Here is a 22,419-nt window from a genome sequence, read left to right on the forward strand (position 1 = left end):
GGGTGGTGTGCCGCGACGATGGCCCTGCGGTCACGCCACCCCGCTGACGTGCGGATCTCTCACCGCACCGGCAGCCCGGTGACAGCGCGGCCGATGATCAGGCGTTGGATCTCGGACGTGCCCTCGAAGATGGTGTAGATCTTGGCGTCTCGGTGGAAGCGTTCCACCGGGTGCTCTCTGGTGTAGCCGGCGCCGCCCAGGATCTGGATCGCCTGTTCCGTCACCCACACGGCCGTCTCGCCCGCCACCAGCTTGGACATGGAGCCCTCGGCCTGTTCGAACTGCCTGCCGTTCCTGGCCATCCAGGCGGCCCGCCAGGTGAGGAGGCGGGCGATGTCGACGCGGGTGGCCATGTCCGCCAGCAGGAAGGCTATCGCCTGATTCTCGCCGATCTTGCGGCCGAACTGCTCGCGCTCCCTGGCGTAGTCTCTGGCGTACTCGTACGCCGCCCTGGCGATGCCCACCGCCATCGCCGCCACCGAAGGGCGGGTGGTCTCGAAGGTGCGCATCGCCGCCTGCCCGCCTGCGCGTTCGCCGTTGCGGACCTTGGCCAGGCGGGCGTCGAGCTTGTCCTGGCCTCCCAGCAGGCAGGAGCCGGGGACGCGGACGCCGTCCAGGACGACCTCGGCGGTGTGCGAGGCCCTGATGCCGTGCTTTCTGAACTTCTGGCCCATCGACAGGCCGGGGGTGTTCGGCGGAACGACGAAGGACGCCTGGCCACGGGCGCCGAGGGCCGGGTCCACCGATGCCGCCACCACGTGGACGTCGGCGATGCCGCCGTTCGTCGCCCAGGTCTTGACGCCGTCGAGGATCCAGTCGCCCCGGTCGGGGACGGCTCGGGTGCGGATGGAGCCGATGTCGGAGCCCGCGTCCGGCTCCGAGGCGCAGAAGGCGCCCAGCTTGACGTCGTTCTCCGTGCCGAACATCTGCGGAAGCCACTCCCCCAGCTGTTCCTGGGTGCCGTTCGAGGCGAGGGCGGCGGCGGCCAGGCCGGTGCCGACGATCGACAGGCCGATGCCCGCGTCGCCCCAGAAGATCTCCTCGAACGCCACCGGGAGCGCCAGGCCGCTCTGCTCGAACCACTGGGTGGCGAAGAAGTCCAGCGAGTAGAGGCCGACCTTGGCGGCTTCCTGGATGACGGGCCAGGGGGTTTGCTCGCTTTCGTCCCACTCGGCGCCTGCGGGGCGGATCACGTCCCGGGCGAAGGCGTGCACCCAGTCGCGCACTTCGACCACGTCGTCACTGAGCTCCGGGCAGAAACCGCTCATACGCACGCTCCCTGAGATGTCCGGTGGTAGGCGGCCGCGCACATGACGCGGACGCCCAGGCGTTACCGTCGGTAACACGCTACCGGTCCGCCGTTGCCCGCAGGAAGGCCAGACGGGTCTCCTTCAGCCGCGTGGACGCCAGCACGGCCACGGCCCCCGCGGCCATCGCGACCGCGAGCCCGAACATGAGCGGGGCGAACCCGCCGAACGCGGCCGCCACCTGCGGTCCGACGCTGCCGCCGACGGCGAGGGCGAAGGAGAACAGCGCCAGCGCCGTACCCCGAGCCTGGCCCGCCCTGGACGAGACCGACTCGTTCAGGCTGGGCAGGCCGCCCGTGATCGCCGCGACGTAGACGGCCAGCAGGAGAGCCAGGCCGAGCGCGGCGGCGTCCGCGAAACCGATGACGGCGAGGGCGAGCGCGCCGAGCGAGAGGAGGGAGACGACCCTGGTGGTCGCGGAGATCCGGCCGAGCCAGGGCATGAGCAGCGGGACGAGCACGATCGAGGGGAGCCCGCCCGCGCGCAGCGCGAGCAGCTCACCGGACGAGGACGTCACCCCGTAGATCTGCATGCCGGTGTAGACGGCGACAAAGCCGATCATGAGCACGATCGTGGCGGCGTACCGGAGCAGGAGCACCCGGTCGAACAGCAGCGCGGGCACGGACCGGTAGGCCGACAGGAGCGACCCCGTGGCCGCGCGCGGCAGGTCGGGCAGCATGACGGCGCGCAGCCCGAGTGCGGCCAGGGCGAAGCCCGCCGCCGACAGCAGGAACAGGCCTCGCCAGCCGATCGCGTCCACCAGCAGCTGGGACGCGACCTGGAGCAGGACGGCCGAGGCCAGGAACGCGCCGGTCACCGCGGCGATCGCGACGACCCTGCGGCGCGGCTCCAGCCGTTCCGCGAGGTAGGCCATGCCGGCGGGCGGGAACGTCGCCACGGCCAGGCCCTGCAGGACCCGCAACGCGAACGCCACCTCCGGGCCGGGGCTCGCGGCCACCAGCGCCGTCGTGACGGCGGCCAGGGGGAGGCCGAGCATGAGCAGACGTCTGCGTCCCAGGCGGTCCGACAGCGGGCCGAAGACCAGGAATCCGATGCCGTAGCCGATGCCGAAGGCGGTCACCAGCCAGGTCAGGCCGCCCGCCGACGCACCCCAGCCTGTCGCCATGTCGTGCAGGAGCGGGAGCACCACGTAGAGCTGACCGCTGACGAGCACGGCGGTCAGGGTGAAAGCGGCCAGCGTCCGCCCGAAGGGGGCGACGGCGCTCCGAGCGGCCGGGTGGCCCGGAAGCGCGTCGGGCAGCGTCGCTTGGCGAACGGGCGCGTCGTCTCGCGGGCGCACGTTGTGGCGCGGACGGGCGGCGCCGCGGCTCGGAGGTACACGGCCGTTGCCGCGCGGAGGTGCGTCGGCGCGGCTCGAGGACGCGTCCATGCGGCACGGAGGTGCGACGTTGTGGCGTGGAGGTGCGTCGTTGGGTGAGGGCGTGGCGTAGCGGAGGGGGCTGCCGGGTCGGGCGCGGCGGCGGGCGGTCAACCGAGGAAAGGAGATAGCCATGGGTCTGGACCGTAGCCAACCAACCAGTTGGACGTCAACTAGTTGGTTGGTTTGCAACCAACCGGTTGGTGGTGGCAGGATGGGGCCATGGCAAGCAAGGTCTCGACCGCCGCGACGCGGGCCGCCCTGCTGGAGGCCGCGCGCGAGGAGTTCGCCGCGTACGGCATCGCGGGCGCGCGCGTCGACCGGATCGCCGAGCGCGCGGGAGTCAACAAGGAGCGCATCTACGGCCACTTCGGGAGCAAGGAGAAGCTCTTCGACGCGGTCATCACCGAGGCGCTCGACGACCTCACGGCGCAGATCGCGCTGCCCGGCGCCGACCCGGTCGACTACGTGGCCAAGCTGACCGACTACTACCGGGCCCATCCCGAGCTGGTGCGGCTGCTGATGTGGGAGGCGCTGAACTACCGCGGCCAGGAGCTGCTGCCAGGCCAGGAGGCGCGGGTCGAGCGCTGCGCCCGCAAGACCGCCTCTCTCGCCGAAGGGCGCGGCGAGGAGCCGTCCCCGGCCACGGCACGCACGCTGTTCCTGCTGACGGGGCTGGCGCTGTTCCAGTCGATGATGCCGCAGCTCGCCCGCATCATGCTGGGCGACGAGGCCGACTCCCCCGAGGGGCAGCGCCAACTACGCGACCAGGCCGCCGCGTTCGTCGCCGCCGCGCTGACGTGAACCCCGCTGACCGCTTGGCCCGCTGCCGCGCTGTCCGCGCAGGCTGTGGCCGGGCACCACGAGACGGCTGAGCCGTTTCAGCGCCCGCCCGTTGGCCGGTGCGTGGCTCAGGTTGTGGTCGCGTGCCGTTCCAGGAAGGTGTAGACGTCCGCCTCGTCCACCCCCGGGAACGAGCCGGGCGGCAGGGCGGCCAGGACGTGCGAGTTGGCGCGGGCCGAGGGCCAGGCGTAGCCCTCCCAGCGTTCGGCGAGTTCGGCCGGCGGGCGGCGGCAGCAGTCGCCCGTCGGGCAGTTCGACCTGGTGCGGTTGGTCGTCTCGCGTCCCCGGAACCAGCGGGACTCCTTGAACGGGACCCCGAGCGTGATCGCGAAGTCCCGCTCGCGGGACGGGTCCACGTGCGCGACGCAGAAGTACGTCCCGGTGGGCGAGTCGGAGTACTGGTAGAAGACGGAGAACCGGTCCGGCGAGGAGAACACCTGGCGGCCGGACCACTGCAGGCACATCCGCTGCCCCTCGATGGCGCCCTGCTCGTCGGCGGGGAAGACGATGCCGTCGTTCTCGTACGCCTTGTAGATGATGCCGCCGGCGTCGTTGCGGACGAAGTGGCAGACCAGCCCGAGGTGGTGGGTGGCCAGGTTGGTGAAGCGGTGCGCGGCCATCTCGTACGAGACCGCGAACACGTCCCGCAGGTCCTCCACCGACAGCGCCCGGTCGGCCTTGGCTTCCTGCAGGAAGAGCGCCGCGGTCCGCTCCGGCACCAGCACCGCGGCGGCGAAGTAGTTGGCCTCGGTGCGCTGGCGCAGGAAGTCGGCGAAGTCGCGGGGCTTGCCGTGCCCGAGGGCGAGGTGGCCGAGGGTCTGGAGCAGGATCGTGCGCGGGGTGTGCATCCCGAGCTGCTCGTGTTTGACGTAGATGCGGCGGTTACGGAGGTCGGTGATGGAACGGACCGACCTGGGCAGGTCCTGGGCGGTGTGGACGGTGTAGCCGAAGTGGGTGACGAGGCTCTGGACGGTGCTCTGCGACAGGGCGCCGGCGCGGTAGCCCACGGCGGTCAGGGCCTCGGCGGCGGCCTTCTCGATCTCGGGGAAGTAGTTGCCCAGTTCGCGCTGCCTGCGCCGGAGCTCGGCGTTGGCAGCCCTGGCCTCCTCGGGCGTGGCCGTCCCTCTCGCCTGCCTCGCCCGCAGCTCCCCGTACAGTCCGAGCAGGTGCTCAAGGACGTCATTCGGGACCCGCGCCGACACCTTCAGCCTCGGCAGCCCGAGGCCCGCGTAGATGGGGTCACGCTGGGCTTCCTCCAGGGCGATCTCCAGCTGGGCACGGCGGTTGGGCGGCTGGCGGCGCAGCAGCTCCTCAACCGGGACGCCCAGCGCCGTCGCCAGCGACTTCAGCAGCGACAGCTTCGGCTCTCGCTTGCCGTTCTCCAGCAGTGACAGCTGGCTGGGCGCCCTGCTGACCCGCGTCCCCAGGTCGGAGAGGGTGAGTCCGCGTTGTTTGCGCAGGTGGCGTAGCCGCTGCCCAAAGGCGATGAGATCGAGCTCCTGCGTCAAAGACAGCGGTTCTTCGCCCAGCAAGGAGGCCATGCGGGAATCTTAGACAGAAATTCCGCCTATTTTCTACCCTGGTGTAGCGCGTCCGGCATGCCCTACCGGGCACCCCCGTCCAGAAACGGCGTTGCGGGATGCGGAGAACGGTGACGCGAGGCGGCAGCCCGGCCATCTTCGCGTGATGGGTGACGTCCGCGGCCGGAGGTCGCGAGGCGGCCCGGCCCGGCGCCCTACTCCCCGGCTGCTGCGGCGGCGAGCACCCGCTCGCCGGGACCTCGTGTGACCGGTGGGAGCCCCGTGTCGTAAGTGCTCTCGGTATTGGTCTAGTCCAACGGGAAAAGTTGCGATTTCTTCTCTGTCGAATACCGGCAAGTATTCGCATAGCAAGAAATTTCACCGTTCTTCTGGATGGGTGAGCCTTTGGTGTGACCGCTTGAGGGCAGAGACTCAGCACAAGCACCCAGGGGACGACAAAGGAGTAGAGCGATGAACGATCGCCTCAAGGGAGCTGCCGAGCAGCTGCGCGACGAATGGGAGCACGACCCTCGCTGGGAGGGCATCGAGCGCACCTACAGCGCAGAAGACGTGATCAGGCTGCGGGGCAGTGTCCAGGAGGAGCACACGCTGGCCCGGCTGGGCGCCGAGCGGCTGTGGAGCCTGCTGCACAGCGAGGACTACGTCCACGCCCTGGGTGCGCTGACCGGCAACCAGGCGGTGCAGCAGGTGAAGGCGGGCCTCCAGGCGATCTACCTGTCGGGCTGGCAGGTGGCCGCCGACGCCAACCTGGGCGGGCAGACCTACCCTGACCAGAGCCTCTACCCCGCGAACTCGGTGCCGGCGGTCGTGCGCCGCATCAACAACGCGCTGCTGCGCGCCGACCAGATCACCTGGTCGGAGGGCGTCACCGACGGCCCGCACTGGCTCGCGCCGATCGTGGCCGACGCCGAGGCCGGGTTCGGCGGCGTGCTGAACGCCTTCGAGCTGATGAAGGGCATGATCGCCGCGGGCGCGGCAGGAGTGCACTGGGAGGACCAGCTCGCGTCCGAGAAGAAGTGCGGCCACCTGGGCGGCAAGGTGCTGATCCCGACCGGCCAGCACATCAAGACCCTCAACGCCGCCCGGCTCGCCGCCGACGTGGCGGGAGTCCCGTCCCTGATCATCGCGCGGACCGACGCCCAGGCCGCGACGCTCCTGACCAGCGACGTGGACCCCCGCGACCAGCGCTTCACCACCGGCGAGCGGACGCCCGAGGGGTTCTACCGGGTCCGCAACGGGGTCGAGGCGTGCATCGCGCGCGGCCTGGCCTACGCACCGCACTCCGAGCTGCTCTGGATGGAGACCGGCACGCCCGACCTGGACGTCGCCCGCGAGTTCGCCGAGGCCATCAAGGCCGAGTACCCCGACCAGATGCTCGCCTACAACTGCTCCCCGTCGTTCAACTGGAAGAAGCACCTGGACGACTCCACCATCGCCAAGTTCCAGCGGGAGCTGGGGCACATGGGGTACAAGTTCCAGTTCATCACGCTGGCCGGGTTCCACTCGCTGAACTACTCGATGTTCGACCTCGCCCAGGGGTACGCGGCGGACGGCATGACCGCCTACGTCGAGCTGCAGGAGGCCGAGTTCGCCGCCGAGTCGCGCGGCTACACCGCGACGCGGCACCAGCGCGAGGTCGGCACCGGCTACTTCGACCTGATCAGCACCGCCGTGTCGCCGGACTCGTCCACGACCGCCCTGAAGGGGTCCACGGAAGAGGAGCAGTTCGCCACAGCCCACTGATCAGCACGAACGCGCCGGCGACCTCCAGGGCATGGGACGGTTCCCCGGCGGACGAGGGCCGCGCCAGTCATCCCCCCGGCCTGGCGCGGCCCTTCTCAGGCCGTCACGAAGATCCGGTGGCGGGCTGGGACGGGCGTTTCGCGCCTGGCGGGTCAGCTCAGGGCTGCGGCCTCCTCGGCCTCGACCTGGCGGTTCCAGTCCTTCTTGACCGCTCGCCAGGCCTCGTCGTCGGCGCCGAGCCGCCAGTAGCCGGAGATCGACAGCCGCTCCAGCGGGATTCCGCGTTCCACCCGCAGGTGCCGCCGCAACTGCTTCACGAAAGCCGCCTCGCCGTGGACGAACGCCTGCACGTCGCCCTCGGGGAAGTCCAGCCCGCGCACCGCCGCCACGAGCGCCTTCCCGACGGGGCCGCCCGCACGGTGCAGCCAGGTGACACGGACGTCGCCGTAGGTGGGCAGCTTCTGCTCCTCCTCCGGCTCCTCCACCTCGATGAACACGTGCGCCGGCGCGCCCGCGGGCAGCGCCTCCACGGAGGCGGCGATGGCCGGCAGGGCGCTCTCGTCGCCGACCAGCAGATGCCAGCCCGCCGACGGCTCCGGGACGTACCCGCCACCGGGCCCGATCATGAACAGCTCGTCGCCGGGGACGGCTCGGGCGGCCCAGGGGCCCGCCAGCCCCTCGTCGCCGTGGTAGACGAAGTCGAGGGTCAACTCCCGGGTGTCGGAGTCCCAGAACCGCACGGTGTACGTGCGCAGCCGCGGCCAGAGCTCCCTCGGCATGGTCTCGCGGACGTTCCGCACGCTGAACGGCGCCGGGTACTCGACGCCCTCATGGAGGAACACCAGCTTGACGTAGTGATCAGTCATCCCCGAGGTGGCGAAGTCGTCCAGCCCGTCACCGCCGAGCACGACGCGGATCATGTGCGGCGTGATCCACTCGGTGCGCAGGACGACGCCTCGGTGGTGGTCCCTCGGCTTCTCCGACATCCGCCAGCTCCTCGCGTGACTACTTAGGTGTGCCTAACCTACACCCATCGGCGTGTCGGCGCGGCGGGTCTTTTGTCCCCGTCCGGCGGGCAGGCGGGCGCGGATCACGCCGCGGCCGTGTCCTCCAGGTCGCCCGACCCCGCCGCCGCGACTGCGCTCAGGAAGCGGGCCATGTGACGGAAGGACAGGCGGGCCTCCGGCAGGACGTCCGCGAGGATGGGGAACACGTGCGGCATACGCGGCCACTCCTCGTACATCACCGGCACCCCCGCCTCCCTGGCCTTGAGCGCCACGCGGTGGGCCTCGTCCCTGAGGACCTCGGTCGAGCCGGTGACGATCATCAGGGGCGGCAGGCCGGTGAAGTCTCCCAGGACGGGCGAGACGAGGGGGTCACGGGGGTCGAGGCCGGAGGTCCAGCGGCGGGCCAGCCAGCGCACCCTGCCCGCCGACAGCATGGGGTCCTGCCAGCTGTTGACCCGGCGCGGGATGTCGGTGAGGTCGGCCCACGGCGAGAGGCAGATGGCCGCGGCGGGCAGAGGCAGTTCGCGGTCGCGCAGGGCCAGGAGGGTCGCCAGGGTCAGGTGCCCGCCGGCCGAGTCGCCGGCGAGGATGACGTCCGCGGACTGGTAGCCGCGGCCGAGGAGACAGTCGTAGGCGTCCAGGGCGTCGGCGAGGGAGTCGGCGAGCTTGTGGACGGGGCCCTGGCGGTAGTCGAGGGCGAGCACGGGCCGGCCGGCCACGACCGACAGGCGCCAGGTGATCGAGCGGTGGGTCCTGGGCGAGCCGGAGAAGTAGCCGCCGCCGTGGAAGTAGAGCAGCACCTTGCGCTCGTCGGGGCCCTTCCCGGCCCGCACCCACTCGCCGCCGCACGCGGCGAACTCCGCGGGCACGATGTCGACGTGCTCGGGCTGGTGCGTCGGGACGAGCCTGGTCAGCTCGCCGATTCTGGCGCACGCGTCGAGCGCGAGGGAATGGCGCATGAGCAGGCTGGAAGCAGGCTTCAGGGTGCCGCGCATCAGGCCGGTCAGCGCGCGGGCCTGCCAGCTCATGGGGTAGTTCGGAGCGACATCCATATCGATCTGCATGACGGGCCCTCCGAAGGATCTCCTTCCCAGGCGGAACACCGCTCTACCAGGTAGTAAGTATCTCATCGCTTACAGGGATATTTCGCCCATGTGTCACGCTGCGGAATATGGCCGGATATTCAGGGACATCGCTGCCACGCAAACTTAGCGTCAAGGCGGGACACCGTGTCCTTGCCGTAGACGCCCCAGCCGGCCTCGACCTGGGCGAGCCGGACGCGGAGGTCGACCGGCGCGCCGGGGACGCCCCGTACGACGTCAATCCCCTTCTGCCCCGACGAGGCGGCCCCGCACCAGCGGCCATCGACGCGACCTGGTCCGGGGCCGCGCTTCGTTTATCGCGTTGCGGACCGCTGAGGGCTGACCGGATAATTTCCAGGCTCGGCCGCCGCACGGCCGCGCCTCTGCCCCTGTCCGCGCACCGACACGGCTGGTCACCGTGCCGTCACCCTCCGGAGGTGCAAAACCATACCGCTCTATGCCCGGCTCGTCCGGTACGGATTCCGCAAACACGCCACCTACGTCTGGGCCGCCCTCGCCGGAGCCTTCACCAACAGCGTCTTCGGCATCCTGCGCGCCTACATCCTCATCGCGTTGTGGCAGGCCAGGCCCAATCTGGCGGGCTACGACATGGCCGACGCCGTCACCTTCTGCTTCATCACCCAGGCCTACATCGGCCCGATGCAGCTCTTCGGCGGCGGCCTGAGCATCCCCGAACGCATCCGCAGCGGCGACATCGCCCTCGACCTCGTCCGTCCCGCCCCGCTGCAGCTCTGGTCGCTCGCCGAGGACCTGGGCCGGGCGGCCTACCTGCTCCTGGTCCGCGGCATCCCGCCGATGCTGGTGGGCGCGGCGCTGTTCGGCATCGTCACCCCCGGCGACGCGCGCCAGTGGCTCGCCTTCCTCGCCAGCTCCCTGCTCGCGGTCGTGACCAGCTTCGGCTGGCGCTACCTCGTGGCGCTGTCGGTCTGCTGGCTGATCGACGAGCGCGGCGTGGCCGTCTTCTCCATGGTGCTCACCACCCTGTTCAGCGGGATGCTGCTGCCGCTCGCCCTGTTCCCCGGCTGGCTGGGCGAAGTCACCAGGGCGCTGCCGTGGGCCGCGATGGCCCAGGCCCCGTCCGACGTCTACCTCGGCAAGGCCCAGGTCCTCGACACGCTGGCCCTGCAGGCGTTCTGGGCCGCGGCCCTGTTCGCGCTCGGCACGCTCGGCACCCGGGCCATCCGCCACAAGGTGGTGATCCAGGGTGGTTAGGACATACCTCCTGCTCGCCTGGACGTGGACCCGCGCCGCCACCGCCTACCGCGCGTCCTTCGCTCTGATGACCGTCATGGGCCTGGTCATGGCGGGCACGGACGTCACCGTCATCCTCATCATCTTCGCCAACACCACCGAGCTGGCGGGCTTCTCCCGCGACGAGGTCCTCTTCCTGTACGGGACGGCGAACCTGGCGTTCTGCGCCTGCGACCTGTTCGTCGGCAACCTCGACCGGATCAGCCAGCACATCAAGGCGGGCACACTCGACACGATGCTGATCCGCCCGGTCAGCCTGTGGGTCCAGATGGCGACCGACCGCTTCGTCCCGACCCGGGTCGGCCGCATCCTCCAGGCGGCGGCCGTCCTGGCCTACTCGCTCACGGTGCTCGACCCGGACTGGCGGCGGCTGTGGATGGTCCCGGTCATGGTCGTGACGGGGTTCGTCATCTTCGCCTCGCTGTGGACCCTGGCCGGGGCGATGCAGTTCGCGCTGACCGACGCGCCCGAGGTGAGCAACGCGTTCACCTACGGCGGCGGCCAGCTCACCCAGTACCCGCTCAGCATCTACGGCCGCGACCTGGTGCGCGGCGTGACGTACGCGCTGCCGCTCGCCTTCATCAACTGGCAGCCCGGCCTGTACGTGCTGGGCCGCGAGGATCCGCTCGGCACGCCCGCGTTCATGCGGTTTCTCGGGCCCGTCGCGGCTTTGGCCCTCGCCCTGCTGGCCGGCGCGGTCTGGCGCCAGGGCATCCGGCACTACCGATCCACGGGGAGTTAGGGATGATCGAGCTTGACCGGGCCGGACGCTCGTTCAAGGTGAAGAGAACCGTCGTGCACGCCGTCCATGACCTGTCGTTCACCGTGGCGCCGGGCGAGTTCGTCGGCTACCTCGGCCCGAACGGCGCCGGCAAGTCCACCACCATCAAGATGCTCTGCGGCATCCTCACCCCCACCTCGGGCAGGGTGCGGGTGGCCGGGCTCGACCCGTCGCGCAAGCGCACCACGCTGGCGCGGCGCATCGGCGTGGTGTTCGGGCAGCGCACGACGCTCTGGTGGGACCTGCCGCTGAAGGACAGCTTCGAACTGATCCGACTCCTTTACAAAGTAGATCACGCGCTCTTCCGGTCCCGGCTGGACGAGCTGGTCGAGACGCTGGACCTGGCGTCCTTCCTGAAGACGCCGGTGCGCCAGCTCAGCCTGGGCCAGCGGATGCGCGGCGACCTGGCCGCCGCGCTGCTGCACGCACCCGAGGTGCTGGTCCTGGACGAGCCCACGATCGGCCTGGACGTCGTCAGCAAGGCCGGCATCCGGACGTTCCTGCAGCGGCTCAACGCCGAGCAGGGCACGACCGTGCTGCTGACCACGCACGACCTCGGCGACATCGAGCGGCTCTGCCGCCGGGTCATGCTGATCGACCACGGCCGGCTGGCCTTCGACGGCACGCTCGACGACCTGATGGCCACCGCTCCCGAGCAGTCCACCATCGAGGACGTGGTCACGCGCCTCTACACCGGCAGTCCCTAGAGGCCGGCCGCCGGGGGCGCGTGCCTGCGCACGCGGCCCTCAAGGACGATCAGAAGTAGCTGCCCTCCGGCGTCTGCTCGTAGCCCTCGTCCTCGTCGTCATGCCGTCGCGCCCAGCGCGACGGCATGAGCACCGGGATGAACAGGACGACTCCGAGCAGCGCGTACACGCCGGTGGTCAGCAGCGTCTTGGCGCCCGCTCCGGCTTCTCTGAGGAGCTGGTTCACCGACGGCTCGGCCGGGATGAGGGAGATCGCGCGGGTCACGTCGAGCGCGTAGACGACCGTCCAGGCCAGCAGCACCATCGCCGGCACGAACGTCGCGAGCGGCGAGATCTGCCCCGCCACGACGAGGCCGACGACCAGGCCGATCGCGGCCATCGAGCCGAGCGCGATCCACATCGTCTGCCCGCCCGCGGGGTTGGCCGCGGCGCTCGACACGGCTTGCTGCACCGCCCAGCCCCCGGCTCCCAGCAGTGCCGCTGTCACTACAAGCCCGACGAGGAGCCCAGCAAAGTGCCGCAACGTTCTCACCTCAATATCAACGCGGTCGGCACGACCATAGCGACAAATGCCCGATATCGACCAGGCCTTGCCCAGCTTGGTACTCGAGGCCTCGCCCGAGCCCGCCCCGTGAGACCATGTGGCACACCCATGCGCGCTCGACTTCCTCTCAGGCTCACGCGCACGGCCGCCTTCGCCGCCGTGTGCGTGACCCTCGCCGCCCTCGCGCACCTGCTGGGCGGCGGCGCCGCCCCCGGGCCGTGGGCCGCCGGGCTGGGGTTGGGAGCGGCGTCGCTGCTGGGCCTGGCGCTGTGCGGCAGGGAACGCTCGACGGCGACCGTCAACGTCGTGTTGGCCGTCGCGCAACTCGGGCTGCACGAACTGTTCGCCACCGACGGCGCCACCTACGTCGGCGCGTACGTCACGGCGCACGCCCACGGCCAGGGCCTCGGTGTCCAGGGCGGGATGCTGCTCGCGCACCTGACCGCCACCCTGATCACCGGGCTGTGGCTGTCGCGCGGCGAGGCGGCGCTCTGGGCGCTGCTGCGCCGCCTCGCCGGCCGTCTGGCGCCGCTGTCCCCCGCCCTCGTTCCCGCGGTGCCGCCCGCCGCGCCGGTCGTCCTTGTCAGGGACGTCCCGGTCGATCCGCTCTTCCGGCACTCCGTCGCCGGGCGTGGCCCTCCACTTCCCGCCTGAGCAGCTGACACCTTTTTCCCCTAGTCATCCAAGTGGAGATTCACCATGTCCTTCGTTCGTCGTGCCGCGACCGTGCTCGCGGCCACCACCGCCGTCACCGTCTGCCTCGCCGTCCCGGCGCTGGCCCATGTCACGATCAACCCGGGCTCGGCCGAGCAGGGCGGCTTCACCAAGGTCGCCTTCCGGGTGCCGAACGAGCGTGACGACGCCGCTACCACCAAGGTCGAGGTCGCCTTCCCCACCGACCATCCGCTGGCGTTCGTGTCGGTCAAGCCGGTGCCCGGCTGGACCGTCAAGGTCACCGAGGGCAAGCTGCCCAAGCCGGTCAAGACGGAGTACGGCGACCTCACCGAGGCCGTCACCAAGGTCGTCTGGTCGGGCGGGAAGATCAACGCGGGCGAGTTCCAGGAGTTCGAGGTCTCGATGGGCAAGCTGCCCAGCGACACCGACCAGCTGACGTTCCCGACCAAGCAGACCTACTCGGGCGGCGAGGTGGTCGACTGGGCCGACCCCGCCAAGGCCGACGGCTCGGAGCCGGAGCACCCGGCTCCCGTCCTGAAGCTCACCCCGGCCACCGGCGAGGGCGACCACCACGACGCGTCGGCGTCTCCGATGGCGAGCCCGATGGTGAGTCAGGTGGCGGCCAAGCCCGCCGCCGCCGCGTCGTCCTCCTCCGACGGCACCGCCCGCCTGCTCGGCGGCGCGGGCCTGGTGGTGGGTGTCATCGGCGTCGTGATCGGCGTCCTCGGCCTGCGCCGCCGCTCCGCCTGACCCGCAGAACGACACGCCTCCCCGCGCATCCGCCGGACCACGCGGATGCGCGGGAAACGGCCCGCCGTCCGCCATGTCCCGGCGGCACGTGCTCCCTTACCAGGAGAGCGGCCGAACAGCGGCCCTCTCCTCCCGTAGAACCGCGTCGAGCAGCCCAGGGAAGCGGTCGTCAAGGTCCTGCCTGCGCAGTGAGACCAGGCGGCGGGTGCAGGTGACGCCCGCCTCGCGCAGCACCTTGAAGTGGTGCGACGCCGTCGAGGCCGCCATCCCCTCGCCCGCGCACTGCGTGGTGCCACACTCGCCGCCCTCGTCGAGGCGGGCGACGAGCCGGCGCCTGACCGGATCGGCCAGTGCGAAGAGGACCTCCCCGAGATCGATGTCCGCCACGGCGGGGTGTTGCAGCTCGCGCATGCCGTGGCCGCCGCCGGGCAGCTCGTCACGGTCTTCACGCTGGTGTACGCGGTCGCGGCGCCGGTGCTCGCGTCGCTGACCGGGCACATCGACAGGAAGCGGCTGCTGGCGGCCACGTTGCTGGTGTTCAGCGCGGGCAACGCGCTGTCGGCCGTCGCGCCGACGTACCCGCTGATGGTCGCCTCGCGGGTGATCGCCGCGCTCGGGGCGGCGCTCTGTCTGCCGAACGCCTCGGGCGCGGCGGTCGTGCTCAGCCCGCCCGAGCGGTCAGGGCGGGCGCTGGCCCTGGTCATGGGCGGCCTCAGCGCGGCGGGGCTGATCGGGGTGCCGTTCGGCACGCTGGTGGCGCAGGCGGTCGGCGCCCGTGGCGTGTTCTGGATGATCGTGATCCTGGGCGTCCTGGCCGCGGTGGGCGTGGCCGTCCTGCTGCCGTCCGTCCGCCTGCCGAACACGCTGTCGCTACGTGACAGGCTCGCGCTGGCGGCCCGGCCGCGGGTCGCCGCACTGCTCGCGGTGACCGCCGTCACCACGCTCGCGGCCTTCACGATGATGACGTACGTCGCGCCGCTGCTGGCCGCCACGGCCGGCATCACGGGGCGCGGCCTCACCGTCGTGCTCCTCGTCTCGGGCGCCGCCAGCGTGATCGGCACCGCGGTCGCGGGCCGGGCCATCGACGCGTACGGCGGGCGGCGCGTGCTGCTGACCGCCCTCTTCGCGGCCCTGGCGGGCACAGCGGTGCTGCCGTTCGCGCACGCGCCCGTCCTCGCCGCCGTGGTGATCTTCGTCGTGGGTCTGTTCGGCGCCGGAATCGTGCCCGCGCAGCAGCTGCGCCTGATGGCCGCCGCGCCGGAAGCGGGCACGCTGCTGCTCAGCCTCAACAGCACGGCGCTCTACCTCGGCATGTCCGCCGGTGGCGCGCTCGGCGGCGTGGTGCTCGCCACGCTCGGCGCGACGGCCCTGGCCGCGGTCGCCGCCGCGGTGTACCTGCCGGGTCTGGTCGCCGCCTTCCTCACCGGTCAGGACGTGATGTCCTTGCCGGAGAAGCGCGCCCAGGCGATGGAGCAGAACAACCCGATGTAGGCGCCGAACACCAGCAGGCCCTGGCCGAGGTCGGCGAAGGAGATGGGGCTGCGCAGCACCGCGTCGAACCTCGTGAACCAGGTCGGCAGCAGGTACGGGGCCAGCCCGTCGAGCTCGGGGATGGCGCGCAGCACCTGGGCGACGATGACGAGCACCATGGTGGCCGCGATGGCCCCGATGGACACCTCGGTCAGCGTCGACAGGGCCAGCCCGATGGCCGCCAGCGCCGCCATGCCCGCGCCCACGTACCCGGCGGCGATGAGGATGCGCAGCAGGCCCTCGCCCATCGAGATCGTGCCGCCCGACAGCAGCGCGACCGGCCCGGCGGGGAACAGGACCAGCCCGGTGATCAGCCCGGACAGCGCCACGACCGCGGTGACCGCGAAGGAGAACACGACCGCGTTGAGGTACTTCACCGCGAGCAGCCTGGTGCGGCCCGCGGGTGCGGCGAGCAGGTAGCGAAGGGTCCCCGTGCCCGCCTCACCGGCGATCGAGTCGCCGGCGACCACGCTCACCGCGATCGGCAGCAGCAGCACGACCAGGAAGGAGAACGAGGCGAACGTCAGCATGAGGCTGTTGCCGGCGACGGCCCCGATGATCCCGCCCATGCCGTCGCCGTCTCCGGCGACAAGGCGCAGCGCGACGCCGACCACGATCGGAACGCTCGCCACCACGGCCAGCATCACCTGATTGCGCGGGCGCCGGAAGGTCAGCCCCAGCTCGGAGCCGAGCAGCCGCCAGAACGCCATCGGCCTGCGCGTGAGCGGGCCGGGCGCGGACTCCGCCTCACCGGCGCCGGCGACCCTCTCGGTCTCCACGCTCTGGGCGGGTTCGGCGGTCTCGGACGCCGCCACGAGCTCCGGGCTCCGGCGGGCTCGCGTCTCAGCCGTCGACATCGAATCCCTCTCCTGTCAGTCCCACGAACACGTCCTCCAGGCTCGGACGCACCACGGCCAGGCCGCGCACGGCGACCCCCTCCTCCACCAGCGCGGCGTTGACCCGCTCGGGGGCGTGGCCGCCCAGCTCGGCGGTCACCTCCGCGCTGCCCTGGACCCTGCCCTGGACGCCGCCCTGGACGTCGGCCAGGCCGAGCGCGGTGAGCACCCGGGCGGCGTCGGCCACGTCGGGCGTCTCGATCCTGATGCGGGTGGCCTTGCCGCCGTTGAGCGAGGCGATCGTGCCCTGCGCGACAAGCTTGCCGGTGCGCATGATCGCGGCGTGCGTGCACATCTGCTCCACCTCGGCCAGCAGGTGCGAGGAGACGAAGACGGTGGTGCCGCCCGCGGCGATCTCCTTGACCAGCGCGCGCACCTCGCGGGTGCCCTGCGGGTCGAGCCCGTTGGTGGGCTCGTCCAGGATGAGCAGCTCGCGCGGGCCGAGCAGGGCGGCGGCGATCGCGAGCCGCTGGCGCATGCCGAGCGAGTAGTTGCGGAAGCGCTTGCCCGCGGCGGCGGCGAGCCCCACCCGCTCCAGCGCCTCCCCCGCCCGCTTCCTGGCGGTGCCGCCCCGCGCGGTGGGGTCGGCGGCGTCCATGCGCAGCAGGTTCGCCTCGCCCGACAGGTACGGGTAGAAGGCCGGCCCTTCGACCAGCGCCCCCACCCGGGGCAGCGCGTCCATCAGGGGCAGGCCGAGCAGCGAGTACTCCCCCGCCGTGGGCGCGACCAGCCCGAGCAGCATGCGGATCGTGGTGGTCTTGCCCGAGCCGTTGGGCCCGAGGAAGCCGAACACCGAGCCGCGCGGCACGGCCAGGTCCAGCGCGTCGACGGCCACCTGGCCGCCGCGGAAGCGCTTGGTCAGGCCGCGGGTGACGATCGCGGAACCGTTCGCGGGGTCAGCGGAGGGCGGGGCCGCCCGGAAGGGCGCCCCCGCTTCGTGCGTGACAGCGGTCACTTGATGCCCGCCGCCTTGGTGATCTCCTCCGGGGTGACCGCGCCGACCAGCAGGCGGCCGTCGTCGGTCAGCAGGGCGGTGACGAGCTTGGTCTGGATCAGCTTGCCGGAGCCCCACGTGCCGCTCACCGGAGTGGCGGACTTCAGGACGGTGTCGATCATCGCGCTCGGGTCGCCGCCTTCGCCGAACTGCGGGCCGTTCTCGGCCTTCTGCCCGGGCTGGGACGGCTTCGCCGTCAGGTCGGCCAGCGACGCCTTGAACACGGCCACGCTGGTCCAGCCCTCGCCGACGACCTTCATGTCGGCGGCGGCCTTCCTGGCCTCGTCGGCGTGCTCCTCAGCCTTGACCATCTCGCCGCCGATCGTCCGCTCCTCCACCTTCGCACCCGCGGGCGGGGTGAAGGCGAAGTTCTCGGACGCGGGCGGGGTGAACGTCACCTGGGTGAAGCCCACCTGGAAGGCCGGTTCCGCCGAGCCCTTGGCGTACACCTGGACCTGCAGCGGGACGTAGGTCTCGCCGTCGAGCGCGATCCGGATCTCCTGCACCAGCGAGGCCTCGTCCTTCGGACGGAGCACGAGCTGGTAGGCGGCCCGGCCGGCCACCTGGGCGGTGTTGGTGACGCTGATGGCCGTATCGTCGCCGGCGCCTTCGAGCAGCTTCTCCGCCACCTGCTGCGGGGTCAGGTCGGTGGGGCCGGGTGTGGGCATCTTGGGCTTCTGCTCCGCGCCGGCCTTGACCTTCAGCTTGGTCGCGGTGTTGCTGTTGCTGTCCCAGTACCAGACCTGGTCGCCGTTGACGATCAGGTCGGTCTCGCTGAGCTGGGTCGGCATGGCCACCCGCAGCTTGTCGTTGGCGCCGTACCAGACCTTCACCTCGTGCGAGCCGGACAGCAGGCTGAGCGGCGAGGCGCCGGCCGCCTGCGGAATCGCCGGCAGCCCGAGCGACGCGGTCTGCTGCACGGTGCCCGACATCTGGGGCGGGCCCTCACTCTTCTTGACGGACGCCACCGCGTCGGCGAGCAGCTGCTCCGCCGTACGCTCGGGCAGCACGGGGTCGCCGCTGACGGCGGCGATCACGGGACCGGCCCCGATCGCGCCTCCGATCACGGCCGCCACCGCGATCGGGACTCCCCACCTCACGAACGTGCCTCTGCGCATCTCACTCCTTAACGGTATGTCGATGACCAGAGCCTGCGTGATGCATCCTTAGGCAAGCCTGAGACAGCCTGAGACGATTCTCAGACTGGCCGCGTCACCGCTGGTAGACGCACGGACACCGGTGTCAGATCGGCCCACGCGACCGCCGCCCCCGCCGACGCGAGCCCACCCCGCGGTCCGCGAACAAGTCCTCCTTGAGCGGCGACGGGCTACGGCCGCCCGACGCTCAGGTAGGTGAAACCGGCAGCGCGCATCCCGGCCGGGTCCAGCACATTGCGGCCGTCGAAAAGCACCGGTCGCCGCATCGCCGCAGCGGCCCGCGCCCATTCGACCTCCTGAAGCTGCGACCACTCCGTCACCACGATCGCCGCGTCCGCACCCTCGACCGCCAGTTCCGGAGTCGCGTGACGGCTCGTCGACGTCCACGGCTCCGTCTCGGCCGGACGCGCCATGGGATCCCAGCAGCGCACCTCGGCACCCTCGGCCAGGAGCCGAGCCGCCAGTACCGTGCTCGGCGCCTCCCGCATGTCGTCTGTCCCCGGCTTGAACGTCAGCCCGAGCAGCGCCACCCGCTTACCGAGCAGGGTGCCGAGTTCGTCCTTGAGCTTCTGGATCGCCCGCCGCTTCTGCAGGTTGTTGACCTCAATCACGGCCGACAGGAGCTGCAGGTGGTAACCGGTGTTGCTGGCCAGCTGCCGCAGCGCCTCGGAGTCCTTCGGAAAGCAGGAGCCGCCCCAGCCGATGCCAGGGCGCAGGAAGTGATGGCCCAGGCGGTGATCCAGGCCGACCGCGCGGGCGACTTCCTCGACGTCGGCGCCGGTCTTCTCGCACAAAGTGGCGATCTCGTTGATGAAGCTGATCTTCGTGGCCAGCAGAGCGTTCGAGGCGAGCTTCACCATCTCGGCCGACCGCACGTCCATCACCACGACCGGTCCGTCCACGCCCTCGTGCAGCTCCGAGATCAGGCGGGCAGTCGCGTCGTCGGTAGCACCGACGACGATTCGGTCCGGGTGCAGGAAGTCGTTCACCGCCGTGCCCTCGGCGGTGAACTCGGGGTTGGAGGCGTACCCGACGTGGCCGAGGCCGGCCGCGTCCAGCGCGGCCCGCACACGCGTGCCCGTGCCCACCGGCACGGTCGACTTCATCACCACTGCCCGCAGGTGCGCCGCGCCCTCCAGCGACTTCACGACCGACCAGACGCGGGACAGGTCCGCGTCGCCGGACGCCGATGGTGGTGTGTCAACACACACGTACGCGATCTCGGCGCCGTCCAGGGCCTCTCGAAGATCCAGGGTGAAGGCCAGACGTTCTTTGTTGCGGGCGATCATGTCGCCCAGTCCCGGTTCGTAGATCGGTATGTCGCCGGCCTGCAGGAGCCTGATCTTCTCCGGGTTGATGTCCCGAACCACCACCTGGTGGCCGAGGTCGGCGAGGCAGGCACCGGTGACCAGACCGATGTACCCGGCACCGAACACAGCGACCCGCCGTTCCGGCTTGTCCACCTGACCATCCATTCTCACGCGGTCGAACCTTCAAGTCGGGCCGCTGCCCGGGGATAGTGCCGAAGCCTGCGAAGTGCTCCACCATAACGCGCCGCACGCAATCCTCGTTGTCGCTCCCGGAGCGATGCCATCAATGCCTGCGATCGCAATCGGCGGAGCGGCGCAACCCATTGCCGCAGTGGGAATCATGACCGATTCCCCTGTACGCCGACGATGTCGCCCACCATGATCAAACGCTTTGCCGTTGGGGTCGCAGCCTTCGACGGGCAAGGGGCGGATTGTCCTGCTGCGTCAAGCGCCGGGGAACGTTGTGCCTGACAACCAGCTCACTGAATGCACACGTGCCCCGCTCGCCTCGGCCTACCCTCGCACCATGAACCTCGATCTCCAGCGCCTTCTCGACGACGCCGATCGTGATGGGATCACCAGGCTCGTGGTCGGCGCCGTCGTCCACTCCGATGGCCGGGTGCTGATCCTGCGCCGTTCCACCACCGATGAGTTCCTGCCCGGCATCGAGGAACTGCCCTCGGGCGGTGTCGAACCTGGGGAGGATCTGATGGCGGGCCTGGCCCGGGAGTTGGCCGAGGAGATCGGCTGGGCGGGCCCGGTTGCCGTCCATCCTGGCTTCGTCACCTCGTTCGACTACATCAGCGGATCCAGCCGCAGGGCCAGGCAGGTCACCTTCGGATTGGCGTATGACGGAGGGGCGATCAGGTTGTCGGACGAGCACACCTCGTTCCGCTGGATCGACCCGGCGGACGTGGACGACTCCGACCTCACAGAGGAGAGCGTTCAGACGATCCGCGCGTGGGCGGCGGCGAAGATGACGGCGGACAGCTGAGCGGCCCCTGTCGGGAAACGTAGGCACCCGGGGAGCAGCGATCGGGGTACCTGCCTTAGCTACCTGGTTGACGTGGGGAAACGGCTGAAGGCAGCGGGTCGCGGCACCCCGCCTCACCCCTGGAAACGGGGGCTGTGCGAGCTGCTGAAGGTGAGAGAGCGCGGCCGCCCACACCATGGCGTGTCGCGAAAGCGGATCAAGTTCGTGGTTGCTCACTCGATGCGAGGTGAGGCGATCTCGCCTCGATCCCGCTTCCCCGCTGCGTTCCACCCGACGAGCCAGGGGCTCGATCCAGCACAAAGTGCCTGATCACCTAAGGGGTGCGGATGCTATCGTCCGTCGGATGACCGAACTGATCGCCCCCACGGTACGGCTGCATTCCTCCTGGCTCACAGCGCGTGACGAGTGGCAGCCTGGTGCTCACCAGGACGGGGCCGGCTTGCGGCTGGTTGCTGACGATGACCTCAACAGTCCGGAAGGGTTCGCCTCATGGGTCGAGCGACTGCGCCAGCAGTCAGACCGGTCGCTGCCTGTCGGGGAAGGACGCGTCCACGCCACCCACTGGTGGATCGCCGACGGCGAGACCTACCTCGGAGCCATCGACCTTCGACACTATCTGAACGCCTTTCTGCTGGAAGGCGGCGGACACATCGGCTACAGCATTCGGCCTTCTGCCAGAAGACAAGGACTCGCCACCTGGGCGCTGGGAGCGGTTCTGCTCAAGGCGCCGGCGCTCGGTCTGGATCGCGTCCTTCTCACCTGTGACGATGGCAACGTCGGTTCGGCGCGCACCATCGAAAGCAACGGTGGCGTCCTGGAAGATGTGCGCAGCACCGACATCGGGGTCAAGCGCCGCTACTGGATTGCTCTCGATGACGCTCGTCACAGCCGTTCATCGACGCCAGCGACGAGGACGGTCGCCTGACAACCTCGCTACATCCGCGGCCGAGGGACCACACAAACGATATTTGCAGAACACGTACTCATCCCCGCACAGGTCCTCGTTGCCCGCCGTGTGACCGCAAGGAGTATCCATGTTCCAGCCTGGCGCCCGTCTTGAGTTCGTCTCCGCTGACGGGCCCATACGTGAGCCGGTGACCAAGATCGGCGGGCAGCCGGTGTGGCTGGAGGAGCCGCAGTGGCCATTCTCGCGTTTCACTGGCGAACCCATGCAGTTCTTGGGTCAGTTCACGCTCGGCGGCGGCCGCCTGGCTTATGTATTCATGGGCGATGAAGAACTCTCCGGCGAGCCCGAGGGCGGTGAAAACGCGGTAGTGATCCAACCGGGCGGCCGTATCCCGGAGTTCGTGACCGTACGGGCGCAGGCCGAGGGGCCCGCGGCGTGCGTGGACCATGTGCCGTGTTTGGCACAGGACGACACGTCAGTGTTCCTCGGCGGCCCTGGGGTGGAGCCGGATTGGATACACGATGAGCGGTATCCGGGAAAGGGCTGGACGCTGGTGGTTCAGCTCACGTCGGAGCTGGCGGATTGGCTGCCCATCGACGGACTGACGGAGCATGGGGTGTCGGAAGAGATCGTGCCTTGCCATTACGCCTGGGGCCGAAGCGGATGGGGGGCAGGTTGGGCCTTCGTCTCGCCGGACGGAAAGGAGGGCCGCTTCCTATGGGATTGCGTGTGAGAAGGCTGCGGCTACCAGATCAAGCGTGTGCGGGCTGCTGTATGCGGTTCTGCTCGGATCCACTGTGGGGGGCGAGAGAGTCGGGCCGCCCTCACCCACGATCGCCATAACCGCTGCCTCATCGGTGTGCACTCGGGTCCGGCCTGGGCTGCGTAGACTCGGGTTCCTACACAGCTGACCCTCCTCTTATGCATCCTCAGGCAAGCCTGAGACAGCCTGAGACGGTTCTCAGCCTTCTCAGCGTCGTCTCAGCCCGGAGCCAGGAGGA

22 protein-coding genes are annotated in these 22,419 nt (G+C 70.4%); 11 read left to right on the top strand and 11 right to left on the bottom strand.

The window, feature by feature from the left end; translation table 11 throughout:
- Window positions 1-59 precede the first annotated feature (59 nt).
- On the bottom strand, window positions 60-1,268 hold the full coding sequence (locus ABT294_RS45495; RefSeq protein WP_350812738.1) for an acyl-CoA dehydrogenase family protein: 1,209 nt from the start codon (window positions 1,266-1,268) through the stop codon (window positions 60-62).
- 79 nt (window positions 1,269-1,347) lie between these two features.
- Window positions 1,348-2,607 carry an MFS transporter gene (locus ABT294_RS45500; protein ID WP_350812739.1) on the bottom strand — a complete coding sequence of 420 codons (1,260 nt, stop codon included), beginning with the start codon at window positions 2,605-2,607 and terminating at the stop codon, window positions 1,348-1,350.
- A 300-nt stretch (window positions 2,608-2,907) separates the two neighbouring features.
- Here ABT294_RS45500 and ABT294_RS45505 point away from each other — a divergent pair, with 300 nt between their 5' ends.
- Window positions 2,908-3,489 (top strand): TetR/AcrR family transcriptional regulator, encoded by a 582-nt coding sequence (locus ABT294_RS45505; RefSeq protein ID WP_350812740.1) that lies wholly within the window; start codon window positions 2,908-2,910, stop codon window positions 3,487-3,489.
- Window positions 3,490-3,596: 107 nt separating this feature from the next.
- On the opposite strand, the gene ABT294_RS45510 is transcribed toward ABT294_RS45505, so the two are convergent.
- A complete protein-coding gene (locus tag ABT294_RS45510) occupies window positions 3,597-5,069 on the bottom strand; it encodes a helix-turn-helix domain-containing protein (protein WP_502912225.1) in 1,473 nt (490 codons plus the stop codon).
- Between the two features lie 450 nt (window positions 5,070-5,519).
- Here ABT294_RS45510 and aceA point away from each other — a divergent pair, with 450 nt between their 5' ends.
- A complete protein-coding gene (gene aceA / locus ABT294_RS45515; RefSeq protein ID WP_350812741.1) occupies window positions 5,520-6,812 on the top strand; it encodes an isocitrate lyase in 1,293 nt (430 codons plus the stop codon).
- A 152-nt stretch (window positions 6,813-6,964) separates the two neighbouring features.
- Here the strand turns inward: aceA and ABT294_RS45520 are convergent, their stop codons facing one another.
- Both ABT294_RS45520 and ABT294_RS45525 read right to left on the bottom strand, forming a co-directional pair.
- Entirely contained in the window at window positions 6,965-7,798 is an 834-nt protein-coding gene (locus tag ABT294_RS45520) for a siderophore-interacting protein (RefSeq protein ID WP_350812742.1), read from the bottom strand.
- Between the two features lie 104 nt (window positions 7,799-7,902).
- Window positions 7,903-8,871, bottom strand: coding sequence for an alpha/beta hydrolase (locus ABT294_RS45525; protein WP_350812743.1), 969 nt, complete (start codon window positions 8,869-8,871; stop codon window positions 7,903-7,905).
- 603 nt (window positions 8,872-9,474) lie between these two features.
- On the opposite strand from ABT294_RS45525, the gene ABT294_RS45530 reads away from it, so the two are divergent.
- From ABT294_RS45530 to ABT294_RS45540, 3 genes are read left to right on the top strand one after another with little or no spacing between them, the layout of a single operon-like run.
- A complete protein-coding gene (locus ABT294_RS45530) occupies window positions 9,475-10,134 on the top strand; it encodes an ABC transporter permease (protein WP_350812744.1) in 660 nt (219 codons plus the stop codon).
- Entirely contained in the window at window positions 10,127-10,915 is a 789-nt protein-coding gene (locus tag ABT294_RS45535; protein ID WP_350812745.1) for an ABC transporter permease, read from the top strand. Before ABT294_RS45530 ends, ABT294_RS45535 begins: the two co-directional genes overlap by 8 nt.
- A 2-nt stretch (window positions 10,916-10,917) precedes the next feature.
- Complete coding sequence (locus tag ABT294_RS45540; protein ID WP_350812746.1) at window positions 10,918-11,661, top strand: ABC transporter ATP-binding protein; 744 nt, start codon at window positions 10,918-10,920, stop codon at window positions 11,659-11,661.
- A 49-nt stretch (window positions 11,662-11,710) separates the two neighbouring features.
- Here the strand turns inward: ABT294_RS45540 and ABT294_RS45545 are convergent, their stop codons facing one another.
- Window positions 11,711-12,184 carry a hypothetical protein gene (locus ABT294_RS45545; RefSeq protein WP_350812747.1) on the bottom strand — a complete coding sequence of 158 codons (474 nt, stop codon included), beginning with the start codon at window positions 12,182-12,184 and terminating at the stop codon, window positions 11,711-11,713.
- Window positions 12,185-12,313: 129 nt separating this feature from the next.
- On the opposite strand from ABT294_RS45545, the gene ABT294_RS45550 reads away from it, so the two are divergent.
- Window positions 12,314-12,859: an MFS transporter gene (locus ABT294_RS45550; RefSeq protein ID WP_350812748.1), complete on the top strand. Its 546-nt coding sequence runs from the start codon at window positions 12,314-12,316 to the stop codon at window positions 12,857-12,859.
- A 45-nt stretch (window positions 12,860-12,904) separates the two neighbouring features.
- Window positions 12,905-13,630: a YcnI family copper-binding membrane protein gene (locus tag ABT294_RS45555; protein WP_350812749.1), complete on the top strand. Its 726-nt coding sequence runs from the start codon at window positions 12,905-12,907 to the stop codon at window positions 13,628-13,630.
- 96 nt (window positions 13,631-13,726) lie between these two features.
- Here ABT294_RS45555 and ABT294_RS45560 read toward each other — a convergent pair whose 3' ends face one another.
- The gene (locus ABT294_RS45560; protein WP_350812750.1) at window positions 13,727-14,041 is read right to left on the bottom strand and encodes an ArsR/SmtB family transcription factor; all 315 of its coding nucleotides are present in this window, start codon (window positions 14,039-14,041) and stop codon (window positions 13,727-13,729) included.
- Between ABT294_RS45560 and ABT294_RS45565 the strand changes: the two genes are divergently transcribed.
- Complete coding sequence (locus ABT294_RS45565) at window positions 14,027-15,121, top strand: MFS transporter (protein ID WP_350812751.1); 1,095 nt, start codon at window positions 14,027-14,029, stop codon at window positions 15,119-15,121. The genes ABT294_RS45560 and ABT294_RS45565 overlap by 15 nt on opposite strands.
- Here ABT294_RS45565 and ABT294_RS45570 read toward each other — a convergent pair.
- The 4 genes from ABT294_RS45570 to ABT294_RS45585 all read right to left on the bottom strand — a co-directional run bounded on the left by ABT294_RS45570 (window position 15,058) and on the right by ABT294_RS45585 (window position 19,682).
- Window positions 15,058-16,017 (bottom strand): ABC transporter permease, encoded by a 960-nt coding sequence (locus ABT294_RS45570; protein ID WP_350812752.1) that lies wholly within the window; start codon window positions 16,015-16,017, stop codon window positions 15,058-15,060. The genes ABT294_RS45565 and ABT294_RS45570 overlap by 64 nt on opposite strands.
- Window positions 16,004-17,011 (bottom strand): ABC transporter ATP-binding protein, encoded by a 1,008-nt coding sequence (locus tag ABT294_RS45575; protein WP_350812753.1) that lies wholly within the window; start codon window positions 17,009-17,011, stop codon window positions 16,004-16,006. Before ABT294_RS45575 ends, ABT294_RS45570 begins: the two co-directional genes overlap by 14 nt.
- Window positions 17,008-18,168 (bottom strand): LolA family protein, encoded by a 1,161-nt coding sequence (locus ABT294_RS45580; protein WP_350812754.1) that lies wholly within the window; start codon window positions 18,166-18,168, stop codon window positions 17,008-17,010. Before ABT294_RS45580 ends, ABT294_RS45575 begins: the two co-directional genes overlap by 4 nt.
- A 209-nt stretch (window positions 18,169-18,377) precedes the next feature.
- The gene (locus ABT294_RS45585) at window positions 18,378-19,682 is read right to left on the bottom strand and encodes a UDP-glucose dehydrogenase family protein (RefSeq protein WP_350812764.1); all 1,305 of its coding nucleotides are present in this window, start codon (window positions 19,680-19,682) and stop codon (window positions 18,378-18,380) included.
- Window positions 19,683-20,043: 361 nt separating this feature from the next.
- Between ABT294_RS45585 and ABT294_RS45590 the strand changes: the two genes are divergently transcribed.
- The 3 genes from ABT294_RS45590 (at window position 20,044) to ABT294_RS45600 (ending at window position 22,151) form a co-directional block, all read left to right on the top strand.
- Window positions 20,044-20,511: an NUDIX domain-containing protein gene (locus ABT294_RS45590; RefSeq protein ID WP_350812755.1), complete on the top strand. Its 468-nt coding sequence runs from the start codon at window positions 20,044-20,046 to the stop codon at window positions 20,509-20,511.
- Window positions 20,512-20,854: 343 nt separating this feature from the next.
- Window positions 20,855-21,436: a GNAT family N-acetyltransferase gene (locus ABT294_RS45595; RefSeq protein ID WP_350812756.1), complete on the top strand. Its 582-nt coding sequence runs from the start codon at window positions 20,855-20,857 to the stop codon at window positions 21,434-21,436.
- Window positions 21,437-21,545: 109 nt separating this feature from the next.
- The gene (locus ABT294_RS45600; RefSeq protein ID WP_350812757.1) at window positions 21,546-22,151 is read left to right on the top strand and encodes a hypothetical protein; all 606 of its coding nucleotides are present in this window, start codon (window positions 21,546-21,548) and stop codon (window positions 22,149-22,151) included.
- Window positions 22,152-22,419: the final 268 nt, after the last annotated feature.

Source organism: Nonomuraea sp. NPDC000554, assembly GCF_040300065.1.
GTDB lineage: Bacteria > Actinomycetota > Actinomycetes > Streptosporangiales > Streptosporangiaceae > Nonomuraea.

Bases quoted from the DNA above. Each gene is read 5' to 3' on its own strand.
- ABT294_RS45525 (WP_350812743.1), bottom strand. From the start codon at position 8,871: ATGGATGTCGCTCCGAACTACCCCATGAGCTGGCAGGCCCGCGCGCTG.
- aceA (WP_350812741.1), top strand. From the start codon at position 5,520: ATGAACGATCGCCTCAAGGGAGCTGCCGAGCAGCTGCGCGACGAATGG.
- ABT294_RS45595 (WP_350812756.1), top strand. From the start codon at position 20,855: ATGACCGAACTGATCGCCCCCACGGTACGGCTGCATTCCTCCTGGCTC.
- ABT294_RS45585 (WP_350812764.1), bottom strand. From the start codon at position 19,682: ATGGATGGTCAGGTGGACAAGCCGGAACGGCGGGTCGCTGTGTTCGGT.
- ABT294_RS45505 (WP_350812740.1), top strand. From the start codon at position 2,908: ATGGCAAGCAAGGTCTCGACCGCCGCGACGCGGGCCGCCCTGCTGGAG.
- ABT294_RS45580 (WP_350812754.1), bottom strand. From the start codon at position 18,168: ATGCGCAGAGGCACGTTCGTGAGGTGGGGAGTCCCGATCGCGGTGGCG.
- ABT294_RS45555 (WP_350812749.1), top strand. From the start codon at position 12,905: ATGTCCTTCGTTCGTCGTGCCGCGACCGTGCTCGCGGCCACCACCGCC.
- ABT294_RS45600 (WP_350812757.1), top strand. From the start codon at position 21,546: ATGTTCCAGCCTGGCGCCCGTCTTGAGTTCGTCTCCGCTGACGGGCCC.
- ABT294_RS45495 (WP_350812738.1), bottom strand. From the start codon at position 1,268: ATGAGCGGTTTCTGCCCGGAGCTCAGTGACGACGTGGTCGAAGTGCGC.
- ABT294_RS45560 (WP_350812750.1), bottom strand. From the start codon at position 14,041: ATGCGCGAGCTGCAACACCCCGCCGTGGCGGACATCGATCTCGGGGAG.
- ABT294_RS45540 (WP_350812746.1), top strand. From the start codon at position 10,918: ATGATCGAGCTTGACCGGGCCGGACGCTCGTTCAAGGTGAAGAGAACC.
- ABT294_RS45590 (WP_350812755.1), top strand. From the start codon at position 20,044: ATGAACCTCGATCTCCAGCGCCTTCTCGACGACGCCGATCGTGATGGG.
- ABT294_RS45510 (WP_502912225.1), bottom strand. From the start codon at position 5,069: ATGGCCTCCTTGCTGGGCGAAGAACCGCTGTCTTTGACGCAGGAGCTC.
- ABT294_RS45550 (WP_350812748.1), top strand. From the start codon at position 12,314: ATGCGCGCTCGACTTCCTCTCAGGCTCACGCGCACGGCCGCCTTCGCC.
- ABT294_RS45570 (WP_350812752.1), bottom strand. From the start codon at position 16,017: ATGTCGACGGCTGAGACGCGAGCCCGCCGGAGCCCGGAGCTCGTGGCG.
- ABT294_RS45520 (WP_350812742.1), bottom strand. From the start codon at position 7,798: ATGTCGGAGAAGCCGAGGGACCACCACCGAGGCGTCGTCCTGCGCACC.